Here is an 18233-nt window from a genome sequence, read left to right as displayed (position 1 = left end):
TAGCCAGCGCGAGCGACTAGTATCCGAACTGATGACTGCCCGGCGGGGCGTGCGAGCGGCGCTCGCAGCCAAGGACGGCATACGCTTCGGCAGGCTCGCTCCGCGGTCGATCGCTCGAAGCGCGCGCTTGGCGAGCGCGGGCCGGTGTGGTGGGACGATGGAGCCCCGGACTTCAATCGACACATGGCAGTCAACACGCCCTATGCGCAGTGGTTCGAGGAGTTGACCGACTAAAGTCGGCCTTCTTTCGCCTGGCAGCGGTTCAGGACTTCGCCGTCATCAGCGAAGACGGCGCGCCGCGATGGAGCGTCAGCGTGGCGGTTCCGATCCCGGCCGCGGGGACGACCTTCATCCGTTCGGATGCGATGCCGCGATCCTCGAGCAAATGGGCGAGAAGGCTAATCTGGGCTTCGTCGCCGGCTATTTCGATTGTCGCGGCCGGAGCTGCGCGAAGGACGGTGGCGAGGTCTGCGGCTCGCCCGAGTCCAATGCTTGTCAGTTTGGGCCTGTCTTCGTCGAAGCCATGAAAAGTGAATGTCTCGCTTTGGCCATCGCGCGATGCAAGCCAATCGGCCATCTCGCGCGTGAGCGATCCGGATGCTGCCCCCATCGTCGATCCATCGGGCAGCGTGACGAGCGCGCTCGTCGCTGCTTCCGGCGGTGCGGCCTCAACCGGTTCGCTGCCGCAGGACTGGAGCGAAAGGGTGGCGGCACCGATTGCGAGAACGGACGTCATGAGCAATAGAATACGGGGCATCATTTATCCTCGATCCCCCTCGCAGCACCAACGCGCGACGTGAACGGATGTTGCTGCTCCCGGGCCGTTTTTAAGCCGCTGCCTGTACCTCGGCAGCGTCCTGATATCGGCATATGCCGCGGCCGCTTCGCTTTGCGGTGTAGAGCGCCTCGTCGGCGAGGCTGATCAGTTGTTCAAGGTCGCGCGACAGGTCGTCGCAGACAATGTAACCGATCGACGCCGAAACCCGGACATCATGGCTTCCGACGGCAAAGGGGCGCGCGATCGAGGCTGCAACGCGTTCCGCGAGCATATAGGCCTCGTCGGGATTGCCGATCTGAAGCTGGACGATCACGAACTCGTCGCCGCCAAGCCGCGCGGCAATGTCGCCTTCGCGCAAGGTTCCCGAAATTCGTCTCGCGACCGCTGTGAGCAACGCGTCGCCTGCGGGATGGCCGAAGCTGTCGTTCACAGGTTTGAAGCCGTTGAGGTCGAGGCAATGAAGCGCGATCGGGCGGACTTTAGCGGCGCGCACATTGCGATCGAACCATTCGCGCAGCGCCAGCCGATTGGGCAGGTCAGTGAGCCCGTCGCATCGCGCGAGCGAGGCGAAGGTGAGCCGGCGGCCGATGTCATCGAGAGCGCGGGCGTGTCTTTTTCGCAAGCTGAAGATGCCGCCGGCGAGGAAGGCGGCGGTCATCAGCGCGGTTGCGATGTGGAGCGGCGTTCCGGCAGCGAGCATCGTGACGACCGGCGGCAGGACGGCGAGAAGGAGCGAGGCTATGGCGATGCGCGGGCGAAAGCTCGTCCCCGCCGCGACGCCGGCCGCATAGCCGATGACGAGACAGATCGCGAGCTTGTCGATGGCTGGATCGGGTAGGGCAAGCGCCCGCGCGGCGAAGAAGCCGAGCATGGCTGCAAAGACGGTGTAGCTCGCCGCGTAGCGGCGCTCGAGCCGGCGGGCCTCACCGAGTGCGATCGCGGGATTATCCGCGACGGTTGCGTCGCGTGAGGCAACGAGGAGCCGGGCGATCGAGGCGAGGACGCCGATCGCATAGGGTCCGGCGATCAGCATGTCGCCCGATTGTTCGATGATCAGCGCCCCGCATATGAGAAAGCCGAGCGACATGACGCGCGAGGGCAGCATGCCATCGTAGAGACTTCGGATCAGTTCGATTTCGATCGCGTCGGGAGAATATTTGACCGGGGTCGACATCGCTCAGCTCCTTGCCGAGAATTACCGCCCTCCGGGAGGATCGGTTCCTCCTGCGGACGGCCGAACCTCCTGAAATCCCGCACGCTTCAGCCTAGACGCCGAGCGTTAACAAAGTTGGAAGCGTGGGAGCATTCGCCGAACATTCGATGCCCGAAAAGGTAAAGCCCCGCTGCACAAGGCTGCGGGGCTTTCCTGAAGTCGGGTCCTGAGACCCGAGCTTGCATACTATCGGCGCGCGGATGGCCGGATTGTTCCCGTGGCCGTCGATATTATTTCAATCATCGGCAGCGCACATTGCTACGATCGATTTCGCGCCCGACGGCTGCCCCGCCGAGGGCGCCGATCACGGTGCCGAGCGTTTCCGACCTGCCGTCGGCGATCACGTTGCCGAGCACGCCGCCCGCGATCCCGCCGACGATCAGGCCGGTCGATCCGTCGTTTCGGCGGCAATAATATTTGTTGTCGCGGCCGCGATAGATGCGGTCGTTGTCGCTAAGGCGGCGTTCGCGATAGCGCCGGTCGTTGCGATAATAATTCTCCGCATAATAGCCGCTGTAGCGCGGGTCGGGGCGATCATAGTCATAGCGGCCATATTGGTCGTAATAGGCGCGATCATAATAGCCATAGCCGCCGTCGTCATAGGCATAGCTGCTGCCGGTCGAGGCGCAGGCACCGACCATGGCGGTCGCGGCGGCGAGAGGAAGGATCATCAGGCGGTTCATCGGCATCACTCCATTTGGTTGCGTGCCGGGCCGACCTTGGCGGGGCATGCGCTGGCCCCTCATGATCTAGACCCCTGAAAGCATGTCGAGTTCCGCCCCCTGCCATTTGAAAGCTAACGGAAATCCCGAGGTTTGATCTTGATGCCTTCGGTCGGTTGGCCGGGAATGATGCCGGACCCGAGGCGGAGGTCGGGAATATAGATGTCGCGCGGATTGCGGCCGAGCGGCTTCGTTTCCGGATCGCGCGGGTCGGGGCCGACGGGGCTCTTGACGACGTCGGCGCGGCCGACCCTGTAGATATCGGCGATGTCCTTGCGTTGCCCGACGCTCGCGAGCAACGGGGAGAGGTCGTCGAGCCTTTGCGCGACGATATGGATGACCTCGCCCTCGCGCTGAACCTGACCGCGCACACCCATCATCGCGGCGCCGAGGACGACGCGGCGATATTTCTCGAAGACATTGGTCCACACGACGAGGTTCGCGACCTCGGTCTCGTCTTCGAGGGTGATGAACATGACGCCCTTCGCCGAGCCCGGTTTTTGCCGGACGAGAACGACCCCGGCGAGGTTCACCCACCGGCCGTCCTTGATGCCTTGAAGCTCCCGGCAGGTGATGATCTTTCGCGAGCGAAGCTCGTCGCGGAGGAAGGCGAGGGGATGGGCCCTCAGTGAAAGGCCGGAGGCTCGGTAATCCTCGACGACCTCGGCGCCTTCGCCCATCGGCGCGAGCAGCGTCGCTGGTTCCAGTGCTTCGCGCTGGAGACGTCCTGCGCGTTCGTCGGCAGCCTGGAAGAGGGGAAGGGCGGCAGGTCCCAAGCCCTTCACCTCCCATAACCCTTCCCGGCGCGAGCTTCCGAGCGAGGCGAAGCCGTCCGCATCGCCGATCCGGTCGAGCGCTCCGCGCCCGACGCGTGCGCGGCGCTGGATTTCCTCGGCGCTGCTATAGGGTACGCCGGCACGGGCCGCGGCGATCGCGGCGCCATCTTCGTTGGCGAGGCCGCGGACCATGCGCAGGCCCAGACGCACCGCATGATATTTGCCGTTGGCAGTCTCTTCGAGCGTGCAGTCCCAGCGGCTGTGATTGACATCGATGGGCCTGATCTCGACGCCATGATTGCGGGCGTCGCGGACGATCTGCGCGGGCGCGTAAAAGCCCATCGGCTGGGCGTTGAGCAGCGCGGCGCAGAATGCGTCGGGATGATGGCATTTCATCCACGACGAGGCATAGGCGATGAGAGCGAAACTCGCGGCATGGCTCTCGGGAAATCCGTAGGAGCCGAAGCCCTCGATCTGCTTGAAGGTCTTTTCGGCAAACTCGCGGTCGTAGCCGCGGCCGACCATGCCATCGATCAGCTTGTCGCGGAAATGGCTGACCCCGCCGGTGAGCTTGAAGGTCGCCATCGCACGGCGGAGGAGATCGGCCTCGCTCGGCGTGAAGCCGGCGCATTCGATCGCGACGCGCATCGCCTGCTCCTGAAAGAGCGGGACGCCCAGCGTCTTTTCAAGCACGCGCCGTAGCTCGGGCGTCGGATAAGTGACCTCCTCCTGTCCGTTTCGGCGGCGGCGATAGGGATGGACCATGTCGCCCTGGATCGGGCCCGGCCGGACGATCGCGACCTGAATGACGAGATCGTAGAAGGTGCGCGGCGCCATAAGCGGGATCGATGCCATCTGCGCGCGGCTCTCGATCTGGAATACGCCGAGCGTGTCGGCCTTGCGGATCATCGCGTAGGTCGCCGGATCTTCCGCGGGAATGGTGGAAAGATCGTGCTTCAGTCCTTTGTGATCGTGAAGGAATTCGAAGGCACGGCGCATGCAACTCAGCATGCCCAATGCAAGGATGTCGACCTTCATGAAACCGAGGGCGTCGATGTCGTCCTTGTCCCATTCGATGACCTGCCGGTCTTCCATCGCGGCGGGCTCGATCGGCACGAGTTCGTCTAGCCGGTCGCGCGTCAGCACGAAGCCGCCGGGGTGCTGCGAAAGGTGGCGGGGCGTGTTGATGAGCATGCGCGCCAGCTCGAGCGTCAGCGCGAGGCGCTTGTCCCCGAGATCGAGGTTCAGGGCTTCGGCATGCTTCTCCTCGACGCCCTCGCGGCTATAGCCCCAGACCGCGCCGGCGAGCCCCGCCGTGATGTCTTCGCTAAGCCCGAGCGCCTTGCCGACTTCGCGGACGGCGCCGCGCGAGCGGTAACGCGTGACGACCGCGGTGAGTGCGCTGCGGGTCCGGCCATAAGTCTCGTAAATCCACTGGATAATTTCCTCGCGCCGCTCATGCTCGAAGTCGACATCGATATCGGGCGGCTCCCGGCGCTCGGCGCTGACAAATCGCTCGAACAGGAGTTCGGACCGCACCGGATCGATCGAGGTGATACCGAGGACGTAACAGACCGCGCTGTTCGCCGCGCTGCCGCGGCCCTGACAGAGGATCTCGCGGCGACGTGCTTCTGCGACGATCGAGTGCACCGTCAGGAAATAGGGCGCGTAATCGAGTTCGCTGATCAATCTGAGTTCATGCTCGAGCTGGGTACGGACCGCCGGGCTGACGCCTTCGGGGTAGCGGAGCGGGGCCTTTTCCCATGTCAGTCGCTCTAGCTCCTCCTGCGGGGTACGTCCGGGAACCTGGATCTCGTCGGGATATTGATAGCGCAGCTCTTCGAGACTGAAGGTGCAACGCTTCGCGAAATCGACCGTGCGCGCGACCGGCGAACGATCCTTGAGGTAGCGGAGAAACAGGCGTTCCATCTCGGCCGCCGTCTTGATGTGGCGGTCGGCGAAGCGTTCGCGGCGATCGCCAAGCTCGTCGATCGTGCATTTCTCGCGGATGCAGGTGACGACATCCTGCAGCAGGCGCCGGTCGGGCATATGATAAAGGACGTTGCCGGTTGCGAGCGTCGGCACTTTCGCTTTGGCGGCCAATGCTGCGAGATCACGCAGCCTGATCGCATCGCCGGGGCGGCGCCGGATCGTGAGGGCGAGATAGAGGCGATCGCCGAAGATGCGCCTTGCGCGGGCGATCGCCGCCTCGGCTGCGCTATCGGCGCGGTCGGGAAGCAGGATTGCAAGCAGGCCCTCGGTCCAGTCCTCGAGATCGGGCCAGTCGAGATGGCAGGAGCCCTTGCCGGCGCGCGTCTTGCCGATGCTGAGCAGCCGGCACATCCGGCCATAGGCCATCTTGTCGGTTGGATAGACGAGAAGGGCGGTTCCGTCGGCAAGATCGAGACGCGTGCCGGTCAGGGCGCGGACCCCGGTGACCTTCTCGGCGTCCCACGCGCGCACGATCCCGGCGACGCTGTGCCGGTCGGCGACGCCGAGCGCGGGCAGGCCGAGCATTGCAGCGGCGGTGAACAGCTCTTCCGGCGAGGAGGCGCCGCGCAGGAAGCTGAAATGCGTCGTGACCTGCAGCTCGACATAGGCCGGTCCTTCATCGGTCATGCTAAGGCGCCGCTATTCGGCGGCCGCACTCTCAAGCGAATGCGGTTCGATGCCTGCTGCCTTCTCAAGCGAATGCGATTTGATGCCGGTCGCATTCTCAAGCGAACGCTCCGTGAATAAACCAGCGCATGGAGCCGGTGGCCGGATTGACCCCGTCGCCGAGGCGGAAGAGCCAGTAACGGCCGCCCGTCTCGGTCTCGACCTGATAATAGTCGCGGACGGTGAGATGGGTTTCGCCTTCAATCCCGCCCTCGCGCCACCATTCGCCCTGCAGTCGTTCGGGTCCGTCGCCCTGCGTGACCCGGTAGCGTTTGCGGCGCCAGATGAAGAGGCGCGGCGCATCATCGGGAAGCAAGGCGACGACATCGACCGGTTCGGGCCGCGCGAGCATACGCGACGGGCGCGGCCAGTCGCTCCAGCTCTCGCCTGTCTCGGGCGCGAGCGCGGGGAGGGCGGCGACCGAGCGCTCGGGCATCGCGCTCGGTCGCGGCGCCGCGCGCTGGAGCGCGCGCTGCCCGAAGCGGTTGGCGAGCGTGTCGACTAAGGCGGGAAGATCGGGTCCGCGGCGTCCGATATTTTCGAGCGCGTCGGCCTGGCTCCCTTGCTGCCGCTCCGCGAGCGCCGCGATGAGCGTCATCGCCTCGATCCCGAGACCGGGATCGACGCTCTCGATCCGCGCGGCGAGCAGTTTCGCAAGATGCCTGGGATCGCGCGAAGGCGAGGCGGTTCCGATACGGATGGCCTGCGTCTGCCCATCGACGCGGTGGAAATAGCAGTCGAGGCGCCGCGCGCCCGTTCCGGCGCGGTTGAGCTGGCCTGCGATATCGTGCGCAAGGTCGCCGATCACCTGCGCCAAGGCATCCGCCGTCGCGAGCGGCTCCATGAAGCCGCGCCTGGCTTGCGGCAGCACTTCGGGGAAGATCGGTTCGATGGGCTCTGGGAGCGTGCCGAGTGCCTGGTCGAGGCGGCGATGCAGTTCGCGTCCGAACCGTTTAGCGAGCGGACCGCGGGGACTTCCGATCAGCTGCTCGATCCGCTCGAAGCCGAGTTTGCGCAGGCCTTCGACATCGGCGGACGGCAGGCGGAGCGCTGCGACGGGAAGGAGCGCGATCGCCTTGCGATGCGCTCCGGGTTCAACCGTGACGGGCCGCCCGGCGGGGACATGGCGGGCGGTCGCATGCGCGCAGCCGGCCGTGTCCGCGACCGCAATTTGCAGGCTGAGACCGAAGGCTGCGACGCGGCGGTGAAGATCCTTGAGCAAGGCTCGCTCGCTGCTGAAGATAGCCGCGCAGCCGGTAATGTCGAGCCAGAGCCCGTCGGGCGGATCGGGCGCGACAATCGGCGAATAACGCTCGCCTGCCCAGAGGGCGAGGCGCCGCAGCCCGTCGAGATCGGCTTCGGGCTCGCCGTCGACGACATCGAGCTCGGGCGCGAAAGCCCGCGCTTTCGTGATCGTCATGCCCGTCTGAATGCCAAGCATCCGCGCCTCCCGGCACGTCGCCGCGACGATACGCCGGCCATGGTCGGGGATCGCGGTGACGAGCGGGCGGGGCGGGGCGCGGCCGTCAGGCTGCGGCTTGCGCATCTTCCTGCGCAGCCGGTCGGTCGACCAGTGCGGCAGGAAGAGCGATACGACCCGTCGCATCGCAGCCCTCCACGATCCAGTTGTGCGGATTGCCGCCGCGCGCGCGCTCGAGCGCGACGCGCCAGCGCGCGCGTCCGATCGCGGGGATGCCCAGATCCTCGGTCGGACTCGCGGTGACGCGCCAGCGGGTCACGGCGGCGCTGCCTTCGGCAGGCTCGCCGGCCTTGCAGGCGCGGCGGAAGATGAAGGCGGGGACTCCCGAGGCTTCGGCGGCAAGCTGCAGCCGCTTCGAAGCGATGGTACTGTATTTCTTGACCTCGCCGACGACCCCCGCGAGCCCCGGATGGCGGAGGCACTCCTCCATCGCGAGGAGGACGTTGGTGTCGCTGCCCGCTTCGACATGAATCAGCCGGTCGGGATGGAGCCCGGCAAGATGGAGCGCGGGGGCGAAGAGATCACGCCAGCGCAGGCACCAGAAAACCGGGCCGTCGCTCCTGGCGAGGATACCGGCAAGGAAGATCGTGGCGCTCGCATCGTCCGCCAGTTCGGGACTGCCGGCGAGCTCGTGAAGCGCGCCGGTGGCGATTCCGCGCGCAGGAATTCGCGAGTCGAAATCCTCGATACCGAACGGGATGACGTCATGACGAGCGCCAACGCCTTCGATTTGCGCTATTTTCGCGCGAATTTCTTCAAGAACGGCGGACTGGCGCATAGGTGCGGATAACTCGGCAAGCTGGTCTTATGTTCCTTCTTTGTTCTCATTGCCTGCTCTTCGTCAAGGCGCGCTGCGGCGAAGCGGTATCATCGCTGTGGATGAAAAGCCGGAAAGCGAGGGTGCCGGGGGTTTGCCGCGGGGCGGAGATACGAGCCGGCGGTGCGGCAGATCGAAGGTGCGGGGCATTGCGCCGGGAAGCGGGGACGGGGCGTGGAGCGGGGTGGGCCGGGCAGCCGTGAGCCCCGGCTTTCGCATCCGGAGTCATGAGTTCCGCTGTGACCCCTCGGCTCCCGTTGCATGGGACCTTTCCCTCATTGGCTGCCTGATTGCGGGGCTCGGCTCGCCTAATGCCGTCAACCCCCTGCGGGGGTTCGCCCTCGCATGCGCTCGGTGACGGCGGCTCACGGCCCCTCCTTCTGGCGCCATCGGGGATGGTCCCCGAGCATCAAAGGAGACTGGACATGGGTACCACCATCGGAAATCTGACCCTCAAGGACGACGGCAGCTATGAAGGCACGCTCGCGACCCTGATGGTCACCGTGCCGATCGCAATCGTCCCGAACGGCCGCAAGATGAAGGAAAGCGAGCCCGTCATCAACACGAGCCGCCGAACTTACCACATTGAACTGCGCGCGACGCCTTCGACCTATATGGCCGCAGTCTCGTGGCGCTATCCGCAGGACGAGCTGATCGCGCTTCGCGCGGCCGAAGCCGAGCGTGTGAGGGCCGCGCCCGCCGCCAGCGGGATCAATCTGCCGTCGCTTAACTTCGCCTACCGGATCAGCGGCGACAAGGCGCCATGGCGCCCGGTGCGCGCGTTCGACGACGGCCGACAGCTCTTTGTTGAGTTCAGCCCTTCGATCGCGACCGGCGAGATGCCGCCGCTCTTTGCGGTCGGCGAGAAGGGCGTGGCCGAGCTTCTGAACTACCGTGTCGACGGCCGCTTCATGATCGTCGACCGGTTGTTCGTTCGCGGCGAGCTTCGCTTGGGCGCCGGAAAGGCGGCGAAGAAGGTCCGTATCGTTCGCGATGCGTCGGCTGCGCGGGTACGCCCGTGAGCCGGCCCGAGGACGCCGAAGGCGAGGCTCCGACCGCTGAAATGGCACCTGACGCGGCAGTGGTAGCGCCTGCGAGCCCCGACGGTTTTCGTCTTGAGGGCGAACTGCCTCGCGTCATGCGCCTTTCGCGCAAGACGCTTGCGGTGCTCGGCGGCACCGCCGGGATCGCAATCGGCGGCGCGCTTCTCTGGGCGCTGCGCCCGGTCGATCCGAAGGCGGCGCAGGAGCTCTACGAGGTTACGTCGCCGAACCGGTCCGAGGCCGTGACCGGGGCGCCCGCAGACTATGGCGCCGTCCCCAAGCTCGGGCCGCCGCTCCCCGGGGACCTCGGTCGGCCGATTGTGTCGGCGCAAAAGGCGGGCGAGCCTGTTCCCGTCCCGGCGATGGGGCCGCCAACGCCTGATCCCCGGCAAATCGCGCGGGAGCAGGCGAGGCAGCGCGCACTGCAGGAGCGCGAGGCGGCCGAGGGAAGCCGCCTGTTTCTGGGCGGCGGCAGCGCAGTGGCCGCCGCGCCCGAAATTCTCGATGGCCAGCCGGCAGCCGCAGATCCAGCCAAGGAGGCGGGTACGCCTACGGCGGCGCGCAAAGCCTTTCTCGCCGGCGGGCCGCAGCGCGCGTTCGAAAGCTCCGAGCGGATCGTCGCGCCGAGTTCGGCGGCCGTGGTTCAGGCTGGCACGGTTATCCCCGCCGCTCTGATCACGGGAATCCGGTCCGACCTCCCCGGCCAGATTACCGCGCAGGTCACGCAGAATGTTTATGATAGCCCGACTGGGCGGCTGCTCCTCATTCCACAAGGTGCGCGGCTTGTCGGCGAGTATGACAGCGACGTCGCAGCCGGCCAGCGCCGCGTCCTGCTTGCATGGGATCGTCTCATTCTTCCGGGCGGGGGGTCGATCCGGCTCGATCGCCAGCCCGCGGGCGACGCCTCGGGTTTGGCCGGTGCCGAGGACCGGGTGAACAATCACTGGGGCCGGATGCTTCGGGCAGCGTTGGTGTCATCGTTCCTTGGGATCGGCACGGAGCTTGCCGCGGACGGCGATGAACTCGTCCGGGCACTACGCTCGGGTTGGCAGGACAGCACGAACGAGGCCGGGCGTCGGATAGTCGAACGCGAACTTTCCGTTCCGCCGACGCTCACAGTGCGGCCGGGCTTCTCCTTGCGAGTGATCGTGACCCGAGATCTTATTCTCGAGGAACCGCTGGCGAGGAGCCGGCGATGAGCAAGCTGCGCCTCGGTCCGGTCGTCGAGGAGCGGCCGGTCAAGCTGACTGTCGAGCTGCCAGGATCCCTCGTGCGCGATCTTGCGGACTATGCGGCCATCCACGCAAGATTGAACGGGTTGGCCACCCCGCTCGCGCCCGAAAAATTAATCGCGCCGATGGTGGGACGGTTCATCGGCAGTGATCGGGAGTTCAGCAAACAACGCCGGAGGAAAGCATGAGCGGAGGAACGGACAGACTCGTACGCCTCCCGACGGTTATTTCGCGAACGGGACTGTCGCGATCGACGATCTACGAGAAAATCGCTGAAGGGACTTTCCCGAAGCAAATCCGTCTGAGCAAAAGCTCGGTCGGCTGGCGTGAATCGCAGCTTGATCAATGGATTGAGGACCCACCTTCTTACCGAGCCGACATCTGAGAATGGGTTGCCGCGCGCCTTCTCACCCGCGTGGATAGTTGATTGGCTTGACGATAAGGCTCGGCCATTGCCAAGCCGCACTCAAACAGCGTCTCGGGCACCCGCGCGACAAGCGCTGCCCGACTGTCTCCATACGGCGCATCATCCGGTATGCGCGGTCGCCGCAACTCTCGGATCTGCCCGAATGGTCGCCGCAACACTCCCCAGCAGAAATCAATCGCAGGCTGTCGCTGCCCACTCCTCGACGGTGTTCCGGCCGGAGCAATGCTGTGACCGCTCCGGCTCATTCTCATCGTTTGCATTGATCAGACGAGCGAGTGTTCTCTCATTCGAAACGGGGGTTGATCGAGACGAGATTTTCCACGAAAATGGATGCGCTTCTGAATACGGTCGTTCGAATCTTTTCGCCTAATGAACGAAAGTGTGGGGGAAAGTGTGGGGGAATTAAGCCCTCTTGACGACCTAACCTATTGTTAAATTAGACGCTAATTTCTGCGTTCGATACAAGCCCTGCCACCATTTCCAACAGAATAGCTTCCCCGCCCCGCTTCGCGCGGATTGCGAGGCGTGCCGCCTTTCCTTCGATGCGAATTTGAATGACATCGATATCAATTTTGATTATGCGCGGCCCATAACGGGAGAGAGCGATGGATTCGACACAGGGCAGCGCGTCGCCGCGAACGGTTTCCGGCGGCGCTGATCCGGGCCGGCTCGGGTTCGGCGTGTCGGGCCTCTATCTCGCGCTCTATGTCCATTATGGCTTTTTCGCCTTCCTGCCGCTGTGGCTGAAATCCACCGGTGCCTCGGCCGAGGAAATCGGCGTGCTGCTCGCGATCCCGATGATCCTGCGGCTGCTGACCGTCGCGCCCTTTGCGGCCTTCGTCGGGCGGCGCGGATGGGTGCGCAATGCGATCGCTTATACCTCGCTCGCCTCGGCCGCGATCATCCTGTTGCTGCTCGGCGAGCCCGATCATGCCGGGCGTATCGGCATCGTCATCATCTTTTCGATCATGTGGGACCAGATTCCGGTCCTCACCGACGCCTATGCGGTGATGGCGGTGCGCAGCCGGTCGCTCGATTTCGGGCGATTGCGCGTCTGGGGATCGATCGCGGTGGTGGTGTCGAACGCCGCCGCCGGCTGGGCGATCAGTATGTTCGGCCTTAAGATGTTGCCGTTGATGGTCGCGACACTGCTGATCGCTCCGGCGATCGTCGCGGTCCTGCTGCCCGCGGACCGCAAGCTGACCGCCGTCGATGCGGCGGTCGGCGGCCGCTGGCGCGACCTGTTCGGCGACGGGGGCCTGATTCTCGCGATGGTCGCGGCGTCGCTGATCATGGGCAGCCACGGCGTTCTGACGAGCTTCGGCGCGATTCAGTGGGAAGCGCAGGGCATTTCGACCACGGTGATCGGCCTGTTGCAAGCGCTGGCGGTCGCGGCGGAGATCGGGGCCTTCTGGTTCGGCGCGAAGCTGCTCGGCAACCGCGACCCGCGTCTGCTGATCGTGGCGGGGGCGATTGCCGGCGCGCTGCGCTGGGCGATCATGGCGACGAGTCCCGGCCTGCCGGTTCTGGTCGTGGGGCAGCTTCTCAACGGCATCACCGCGACCGGGACGATCCTCGGGATCATGCTGGTGATCGCGCGCCGGGTACCCAGCCATCTTACCGCCACCGCACAGGGGATGAACGCGGTCCTGCTCGGCGCGGTTCTCGCGGTCGCGATGGTCGGGTCGGGGCTGCTGTGGAACCAGGGTCTGGCGGTCGCCTATCTGGCCATGTCGGTGCTCGCGCTGCTCGGCGCGCTCTGCGCCTGGCCGCGGCGCAGCGCCACCGACACCCACCCCAATCAGGACGCCATGTCCGTATCGGGAGCCGAATGATGAAGCGCCGCATAACGATCCTTCTCGCCGCACTGTTGACCAGCGCGATGCCGACTCCCGTCGCCGCGCAGGTCGCGCCCGCCGCTCTGCCGACGCTGGGCCTGCAGAACTGGCCGCTGCCCGACACATTGAGCCCCGAAGGCAAGGCGGCGGCCGCCGCCGCGGCGGCGCAGGCGATGCCCGATCCGCTGCCGCCGCTCCCCGACATCCGCGCCTTCATCGGTGCGATGCAGGCGAGCATGGGGGCCGCGCTTCAGAAGCGGTACGAGGTAAGGGTCGAGGAAGCGACGATCGCCGGGGTGCGGGTGCGCATTATCTATCCCAAGGGAGTGAGCGCGCTCGGCAAGGGGCCGGTGCTGCTCAACCTGCACGGCGGCGGTTTCGCGATCGATTCGGGATCACTGACCGAGACGATCCCGATTGCCGCGCGCACGGGCCTGCCGGTGGTCGCGGTGCTCTATCGGCTGGCGCCCGAGAACCCCTATCCGGCAGCGCTCGACGATGCGCTAGCGGTGTATCAGGCGCTTGAGAAGGAGCGGGGCGCGAAGCAAATCGCGGTGTTCGGGACGTCGGCGGGCGCGGTCCTGTCGGGGCAACTCGTCGCGAAGCTCGCGAGCAGCGGCCGGCCGATGCCGGCGGCGCTCGGCTTTCTCTCGGGCAGCGCGGACCTGGGGGTGCGCGGCGATTCCGAAAGCTGGATGCCGGGCCCGGGCTTCGACTGGGTCGCGGCCTATGCGGGCAAGACGGCGATGACCGACCCGATCCTGTCGCCGATCCGCGGCGACGTGTCGAAATTTCCGCCGACGCTGTTGCTCACCAGTTCGCGCGATTTCTTGCTGAGCCCGACAGCGATCTTCGCGCGGGCGCTGACCGAAAAGGGCGTCGACGCGCGGCTGGTGGTGTTCGACGGGCTGCCGCACGCCTTCTGGGCCTATATGGCGGCGCCCGAGAGCGATCAGGCGAACGAGCTGGTTGCGCGGTTTTTGAAGGATAGGCTGGCGGGCGCGAAATAGCGCGCGGGGCGGCGGCTTTGGGGTGGGACGCGGGCGTAGCCTCATGTCCCGTCGTCATTCCGGGCTTGACCCGGGACCCGCCTTCCTTCCGTCGCCGTCGATCGAAGACAAGGCAGGCCCCGGGTCAAGCCCGGGGTGACGGCAAATTGGAGGCCGCGATCAGCCCTTCGCCAGATGGTCGCGGTAGCGGTCGCGCAGCGTCTTTTTGTCGATCTTGCCCGTCGCGGTGAGCGGGACGGTGTCGAACAGGATATCGTCGGGCATCCACCAGCGCACGACGCGGCTTTCGAGATGGGTGCGGATTTGCGCGGCGGTGACCCGCTCACCGTCGTGCGGCTCGATGACGAGCAACGGTCGTTCCTCCCACTTCGGATGATGCACGCCGATGACCGCGGCGATGCGGACGCCGGGACAGCCGACCGCGGCATTCTCCAGGTCGATCGAACTGATCCATTCGCCGCCCGATTTGATGACGTCCTTGGCGCGGTCGGTCAGGCGCAGGAAGCCGAAGCGGTCGATCGTGCCGATATCGCCGGTGTCGAACCAGCCGTCGGCATGGGCGGCGGGTAAGTCGGGATAATAGCGATCGACGACCCACGGCCCGCGCACCTGCAACGCGCCGGCCTGCTCGCCGTCCCACGGCAGCGGCGCGCCGTCGTCGTCGATGATGCGCAGTTCGATGCCGAACTGCATCCGGCCCTGCCGCGTCAGGATCGTCTCGGTCGCATAGTCCTCGCCCTCGGCTGCCAGCAGCGGGGTCGGGGTCGAAATCACGCCGAGCGGGTTGGTCTCGGTCATGCCCCAGATCTGGAGCACGGTGACGCCATATGTTTCGCGGAAGGTCTCGGCCATCGCGCGCGGTACCGCCGATCCGCCGATGACGAGGCGCTTCAAATCGCCGACGCCCTGGCCGCTGGCCTCAAGATGCGCGAGATACATCGTCCAGATCGTCGGGACGCCGCCCGAGAAGGTCACGCCCTCGTCGGCGATCAGTTCGGCGAGGCTGGCGCCGTCCATCCGGTCGCACGGCAGCACGAGCTTGCAGCCATTGATCGCGGCGGCGAAGGGCAGGCCCCAGGCGGTCGCGTGATACATCGAAGAGCAGGGCATGATCGTGTCGAAGGCGCTGAACCCGAAGGCGCTGCTCAGCCCCGCCGCCATCGCGTGCAACACGATCGAGCGATGGCTGTAGAGCACGCCCTTGGGATCGCCGGTGGTGCCCGAGGTGTAGCAGAGAAAGGCCGCGGCCTTTTCGTCGAAGCGCGGCCAGTCGAATTCGCCATCCTCGGCGGCGATCAGATTTTCATATGGATCGCCCAGCAGGACGAAATGTTCGATGGCGGGAAGCAGCGGTTTCAGCCGCTCGACGAGGTCGGCGAGGTTTGCCTCGAAAAAGAGGATGCGGCTGCCCGCATGGTTGATCGTGAAGGCGATCTGCTCGTCGCTGAGCCGCGGATTCGCCGTATGGAGCACCGCGCCGATGCCGGGGACGGCATAGAAAAGCTCGAGGTGCCGGTGGGTGTTCCACGCCAGCGACGAGACGCGGTCGCCCCCGGCGATGCCGAGCGTGCCGAGCATCTGTGCCGCCTGCCGAGACCGCCGCTCGCAGCCGGCCCAGTCGTAGCGCCACAGGGGTTCGTCGACGCACTTTGAGACGATCGCGCGCGCGCCGTGGGCGCGGGCGGCGTGGGTCAGGATCGCGCTGATCTGCAGCGGGGCATCCTGCATCAGGCCGGGCAGCATCGTCATTTCTCTCCCGCAGTGCGTCACTTGCCGGAGGGCAGGAGCGCGTAGCCGTCGATAAAATCGGCTGTGACGCCGTTCGTCCAGCCAAAACCGATCTGCGCCTCATATTCGCCGCCGCCGCCGACGGTGGCCGCTTCGATGTCATATTTCTCGAACAGTAAGCCGGTGCGGGCGAAGGTCGCGCCGACCGTGTCGACCCAGCGGCTGGCGATGTCGCGTGCCAGCGCGTCATGGCCATAGCGTTTCAGACCCGCGACGCCGATCCATTGCAGCGGCGCCCAGCCGTTCGGGCGGTCCCATTGCTCGCCGGTCTCGACGAGCGTCGTGCGCAGGCCGCCGGGCGCGACAAGGTGGCTTGCGACCACGCGGGCGGTGCTGTCGGCTTGCTCCTGCGTCGCGGCACCGACGGCGAGCGGGGCGAGCGCGGCGGCGGTGAGCGGCGTGCGCAATGCGCCGCTGTCGATGTCATGGTCGGCGAAATAGCCGCCCTCGGCGTCCCACAAGTGGCGGTTCATCGCGTCGCGCCGCTGCTCCGCCAGTCGGGCGTAGCGACCGGCCTCGGCGTCCGGGCTCGCGGCGATCGCGGTTTCGAGACCGAACAGAAAGGCGTTGAGGTCGACCGGGGCGATCGCCGTCGTCCGGATCGACGCGAGCGTGCCGTCGCCCAGCCAGCGCGACGAGAAATCCCAGCCGCTTTCGGCCCCGGCGCGCAGGTCGCGGTAGACCTCTCCGGCAGGGCGGCCGCTTTTTGCGGCGGTCGCGACATCTTCGCGCCAGCTTTCGTCGCGCGGTGTGTCGCGCGGATCCCAATAGCGGTTGAGCAGCCGCCCGTCCGCCAGCCGCGCGCCGCGCGCCGCGCACCGACCGGGCGCCAGTTCGTCGGTGCCAGCCATCCACCAGCCATGTTCGCGCTTCATCGCCGACAATCGCCGCGCGGCGACATCGGGACGGCGGTCGTCGAGCAATTCGACCATCATGTGAAACAGCGGCGGCTGCGACCGGCCGAGATAATAGGTCCGCGTCCCGTTGGGGACATGGCCATGCGCCTCGATCAGGTCGGTCATCGCGTCGACGATGCCGTTGGCGAGTTCGAGCTCGCCGTCGCGGACGAGGCCGAGCATGGTAAAGAAGCTGTCCCAATAATAGATTTCGCGGAAGCGTCCGCCCGGTACGACGTGCCGGTGCTGGACGGGCAGTGCCGACCCGCCTGTAACAAGGTCATCGGGTGCGCGCGCCAGTTCTTTCCACATCGCGCCGATCCGCGCGCGGACGGGCTGGGCGGAGGCCGTGCGTCCTGCGGTTTCGGTGGTCGCGGGCAGATCGAAATTGTCCGCGATAAAGGCGCGCAGCGCGTCGTCGCCAGCGGGCAGGCCGGCGAAGTCGCGCATGATCTCGGCGACCGGGCGCTTCGGCAGCGCGTCGACGAAGGTCTTGCCGTCGGGCAGGATCGCGCGCTCCTGTACCTTGGCGAGGAGCGGGCCGAACAGGTCGGCGGGACTGGGGTCGGGGCGCATGGGTGATCGGGTCAAGGCTCAGCGGGCCAGGTGGCGGCTGAAAAAGGCGGCCTGCGCCGCGAGCGCGTCTTCGGTTTCCGGGCATTCCATATAAGCCCAGAAGGCATGGAGCATGCCCTCATAGACCATCAGGTCGGCATCGACCCCGGCCTTGCGCAGCGCCAGATGGAAGCGCACGGTCTGGCTGAGCAACTGGTCGCGGGTGCTGGTCATCAGCAGCGTCGGCGGCAGGCCGGACAGGTCGCCATAGAGCGGCGACAGCAGCGGGTCGGTGCGCTCGGTCCCGGCGCTATAGTCGGCCAATGTGTCGGGCGCGGTCCGTGCGCCCATGATCGACGGCAGAAAGGCTTCGCAATCGCTGACCAGCGCGAGGTCCGCCGAGCCGGAAAAGACGCCCGCCGCTGCGGGCATCGGCAGGCCTTCGGCCTTGATCCGTGCCAGAAGCTGTCCCGTCAGAACGGCGCCGGCGGAGGTGCCGTAAATGCCGATCGCGGTCGCCGGTCGCTGCGAGAGAGCATCGGTGTAGACCGCCAGCGCATCGTCGACCGCGGCGGGGAAGGGGTGTTCGGGCGCCATGCGGTACATCACCGTGACGACCGATATCCCGGTCAGCCCGGCGATCGGGATCGTCTCGGTCTCCGACCCCGAATCGACCATGAAGCCGCCGCCGTGGAAGTTGATCAGCAGCCGCTGGTCCGCGGCCGCTTCGCTTGCCCGGCGCCGGACGAGCTTGACCGGCACGCCCGCGATCTTGTCCTTGCTCACCGCGACGTCGAAGCGCCTGGCGCGGCTCTTGTTCAGCGGCCTCAGATGATTGGCGGCGGCGGCGCGGACCGCCTTGCGCGTGATCGTGTTGCGCATCAGCGTCGCGGTCATCTCGGGTGCCGAGCCGGCCGCCAGCAACGGCGCCATGGCGGCGCGCGCTTCTTCGCTGACGGTCGGCGCGAAGGGTGGTTGCACGGGGCGGTCTGCCATCGGA

Annotated in this window: 14 protein-coding genes and 2 pseudogenes; 7 read left to right on the top strand and 9 right to left on the bottom strand. The window is 66.4% G+C overall.

Annotated features, from left to right (window positions below; translation table 11 throughout):
* Nucleotides 1–262: 262 nt before the first annotated feature.
* The 6 genes from EEB18_RS01695 to EEB18_RS01670 all read right to left on the bottom strand — a co-directional run bounded on the left by EEB18_RS01695 (nucleotide 263) and on the right by EEB18_RS01670 (nucleotide 8405).
* Nucleotides 263–760 (bottom strand): hypothetical protein, encoded by a 498-nt coding sequence (locus EEB18_RS01695; RefSeq protein WP_187140410.1) that lies wholly within the window; start codon nucleotides 758–760, stop codon nucleotides 263–265.
* Nucleotides 761–827: 67 nt separating this feature from the next.
* Nucleotides 828–1952, bottom strand: a complete 1125-nt coding sequence (locus EEB18_RS01690) for a GGDEF domain-containing protein (protein ID WP_187140409.1) — start codon at nucleotides 1950–1952, stop codon at nucleotides 828–830.
* A gap of 278 nt (nucleotides 1953–2230) precedes the next feature.
* On the bottom strand, nucleotides 2231–2674 hold the full coding sequence (locus EEB18_RS01685; RefSeq protein ID WP_187140408.1) for a glycine zipper 2TM domain-containing protein: 444 nt from the start codon (nucleotides 2672–2674) through the stop codon (nucleotides 2231–2233).
* Between the two features lie 113 nt (nucleotides 2675–2787).
* Nucleotides 2788–6108 (bottom strand): error-prone DNA polymerase, encoded by a 3321-nt coding sequence (locus tag EEB18_RS01680; protein ID WP_187140407.1) that lies wholly within the window; start codon nucleotides 6106–6108, stop codon nucleotides 2788–2790.
* Nucleotides 6109–6205: 97 nt separating this feature from the next.
* A complete protein-coding gene (locus tag EEB18_RS01675) occupies nucleotides 6206–7753 on the bottom strand; it encodes a DUF6504 family protein (protein WP_187140406.1) in 1548 nt (515 codons plus the stop codon).
* Nucleotides 7674–8405: an ImuA family protein gene (locus EEB18_RS01670; RefSeq protein WP_187140405.1), complete on the bottom strand. Its 732-nt coding sequence runs from the start codon at nucleotides 8403–8405 to the stop codon at nucleotides 7674–7676. The genes EEB18_RS01675 and EEB18_RS01670 overlap by 80 nt, the downstream gene beginning before the upstream one ends.
* 350 nt (nucleotides 8406–8755) lie before the next feature.
* On the opposite strand from EEB18_RS01670, the pseudogene EEB18_RS22825 reads away from it, so the two are divergent.
* The 7 genes and pseudogenes from EEB18_RS22825 to EEB18_RS01640 all read left to right on the top strand — a co-directional run.
* Nucleotides 8756–8989, top strand: a pseudogene (locus EEB18_RS22825) (hypothetical protein); the annotation flags it as partial.
* 9 nt (nucleotides 8990–8998) lie between these two features.
* Nucleotides 8999–9466, top strand: a pseudogene (locus tag EEB18_RS01665) (TrbG/VirB9 family P-type conjugative transfer protein); the annotation flags it as partial.
* Nucleotides 9463–10686: a TrbI/VirB10 family protein gene (locus EEB18_RS01660; RefSeq protein WP_410468117.1), complete on the top strand. Its 1224-nt coding sequence runs from the start codon at nucleotides 9463–9465 to the stop codon at nucleotides 10684–10686. The pseudogene EEB18_RS01665 and the gene EEB18_RS01660, both read left to right, overlap by 4 nt.
* Nucleotides 10683–10907 carry a DUF2274 domain-containing protein gene (locus tag EEB18_RS01655; RefSeq protein ID WP_187140404.1) on the top strand — a complete coding sequence of 75 codons (225 nt, stop codon included), beginning with the start codon at nucleotides 10683–10685 and terminating at the stop codon, nucleotides 10905–10907. The genes EEB18_RS01660 and EEB18_RS01655 overlap by 4 nt, the downstream gene beginning before the upstream one ends.
* Nucleotides 10904–11104 (top strand): helix-turn-helix transcriptional regulator, encoded by a 201-nt coding sequence (locus tag EEB18_RS01650; protein ID WP_077029207.1) that lies wholly within the window; start codon nucleotides 10904–10906, stop codon nucleotides 11102–11104. The genes EEB18_RS01655 and EEB18_RS01650 overlap by 4 nt, the downstream gene beginning before the upstream one ends.
* A gap of 647 nt (nucleotides 11105–11751) precedes the next feature.
* On the top strand, nucleotides 11752–12981 hold the full coding sequence (locus EEB18_RS01645) for an MFS transporter (protein ID WP_187140403.1): 1230 nt from the start codon (nucleotides 11752–11754) through the stop codon (nucleotides 12979–12981).
* Nucleotides 12981–13994 (top strand): alpha/beta hydrolase, encoded by a 1014-nt coding sequence (locus tag EEB18_RS01640; protein ID WP_187140402.1) that lies wholly within the window; start codon nucleotides 12981–12983, stop codon nucleotides 13992–13994. The genes EEB18_RS01645 and EEB18_RS01640 overlap by 1 nt, the downstream gene beginning before the upstream one ends.
* Nucleotides 13995–14153: 159 nt before the next feature.
* Here the strand turns inward: EEB18_RS01640 and EEB18_RS01635 are convergent, their stop codons facing one another.
* The 3 genes from EEB18_RS01635 to EEB18_RS01625 are packed head-to-tail and all read right to left on the bottom strand — an operon-like array spanning nucleotide 14154 to nucleotide 18229.
* Nucleotides 14154–15743 carry a long-chain fatty acid--CoA ligase gene (locus EEB18_RS01635; RefSeq protein ID WP_316248982.1) on the bottom strand — a complete coding sequence of 530 codons (1590 nt, stop codon included), beginning with the start codon at nucleotides 15741–15743 and terminating at the stop codon, nucleotides 14154–14156.
* A gap of 17 nt (nucleotides 15744–15760) precedes the next feature.
* The gene (gene treF, locus EEB18_RS01630; protein WP_187140430.1) at nucleotides 15761–17254 is read right to left on the bottom strand and encodes an alpha,alpha-trehalase TreF; all 1494 of its coding nucleotides are present in this window, start codon (nucleotides 17252–17254) and stop codon (nucleotides 15761–15763) included.
* 18 nt (nucleotides 17255–17272) lie between these two features.
* Complete coding sequence (locus tag EEB18_RS01625) at nucleotides 17273–18229, bottom strand: alpha/beta hydrolase (RefSeq protein ID WP_187140401.1); 957 nt, start codon at nucleotides 18227–18229, stop codon at nucleotides 17273–17275.
* Nucleotides 18230–18233: the final 4 nt, after the last annotated feature.

Origin of the sequence: Sphingopyxis sp. OPL5 (genome assembly GCF_003797775.2) — a bacterium.
GTDB lineage: Bacteria > Pseudomonadota > Alphaproteobacteria > Sphingomonadales > Sphingomonadaceae > Sphingopyxis.
The sequence above is the reverse complement of the archived record's forward strand: the minus strand, read 5'-3'. Positions and strand labels throughout refer to the sequence as shown.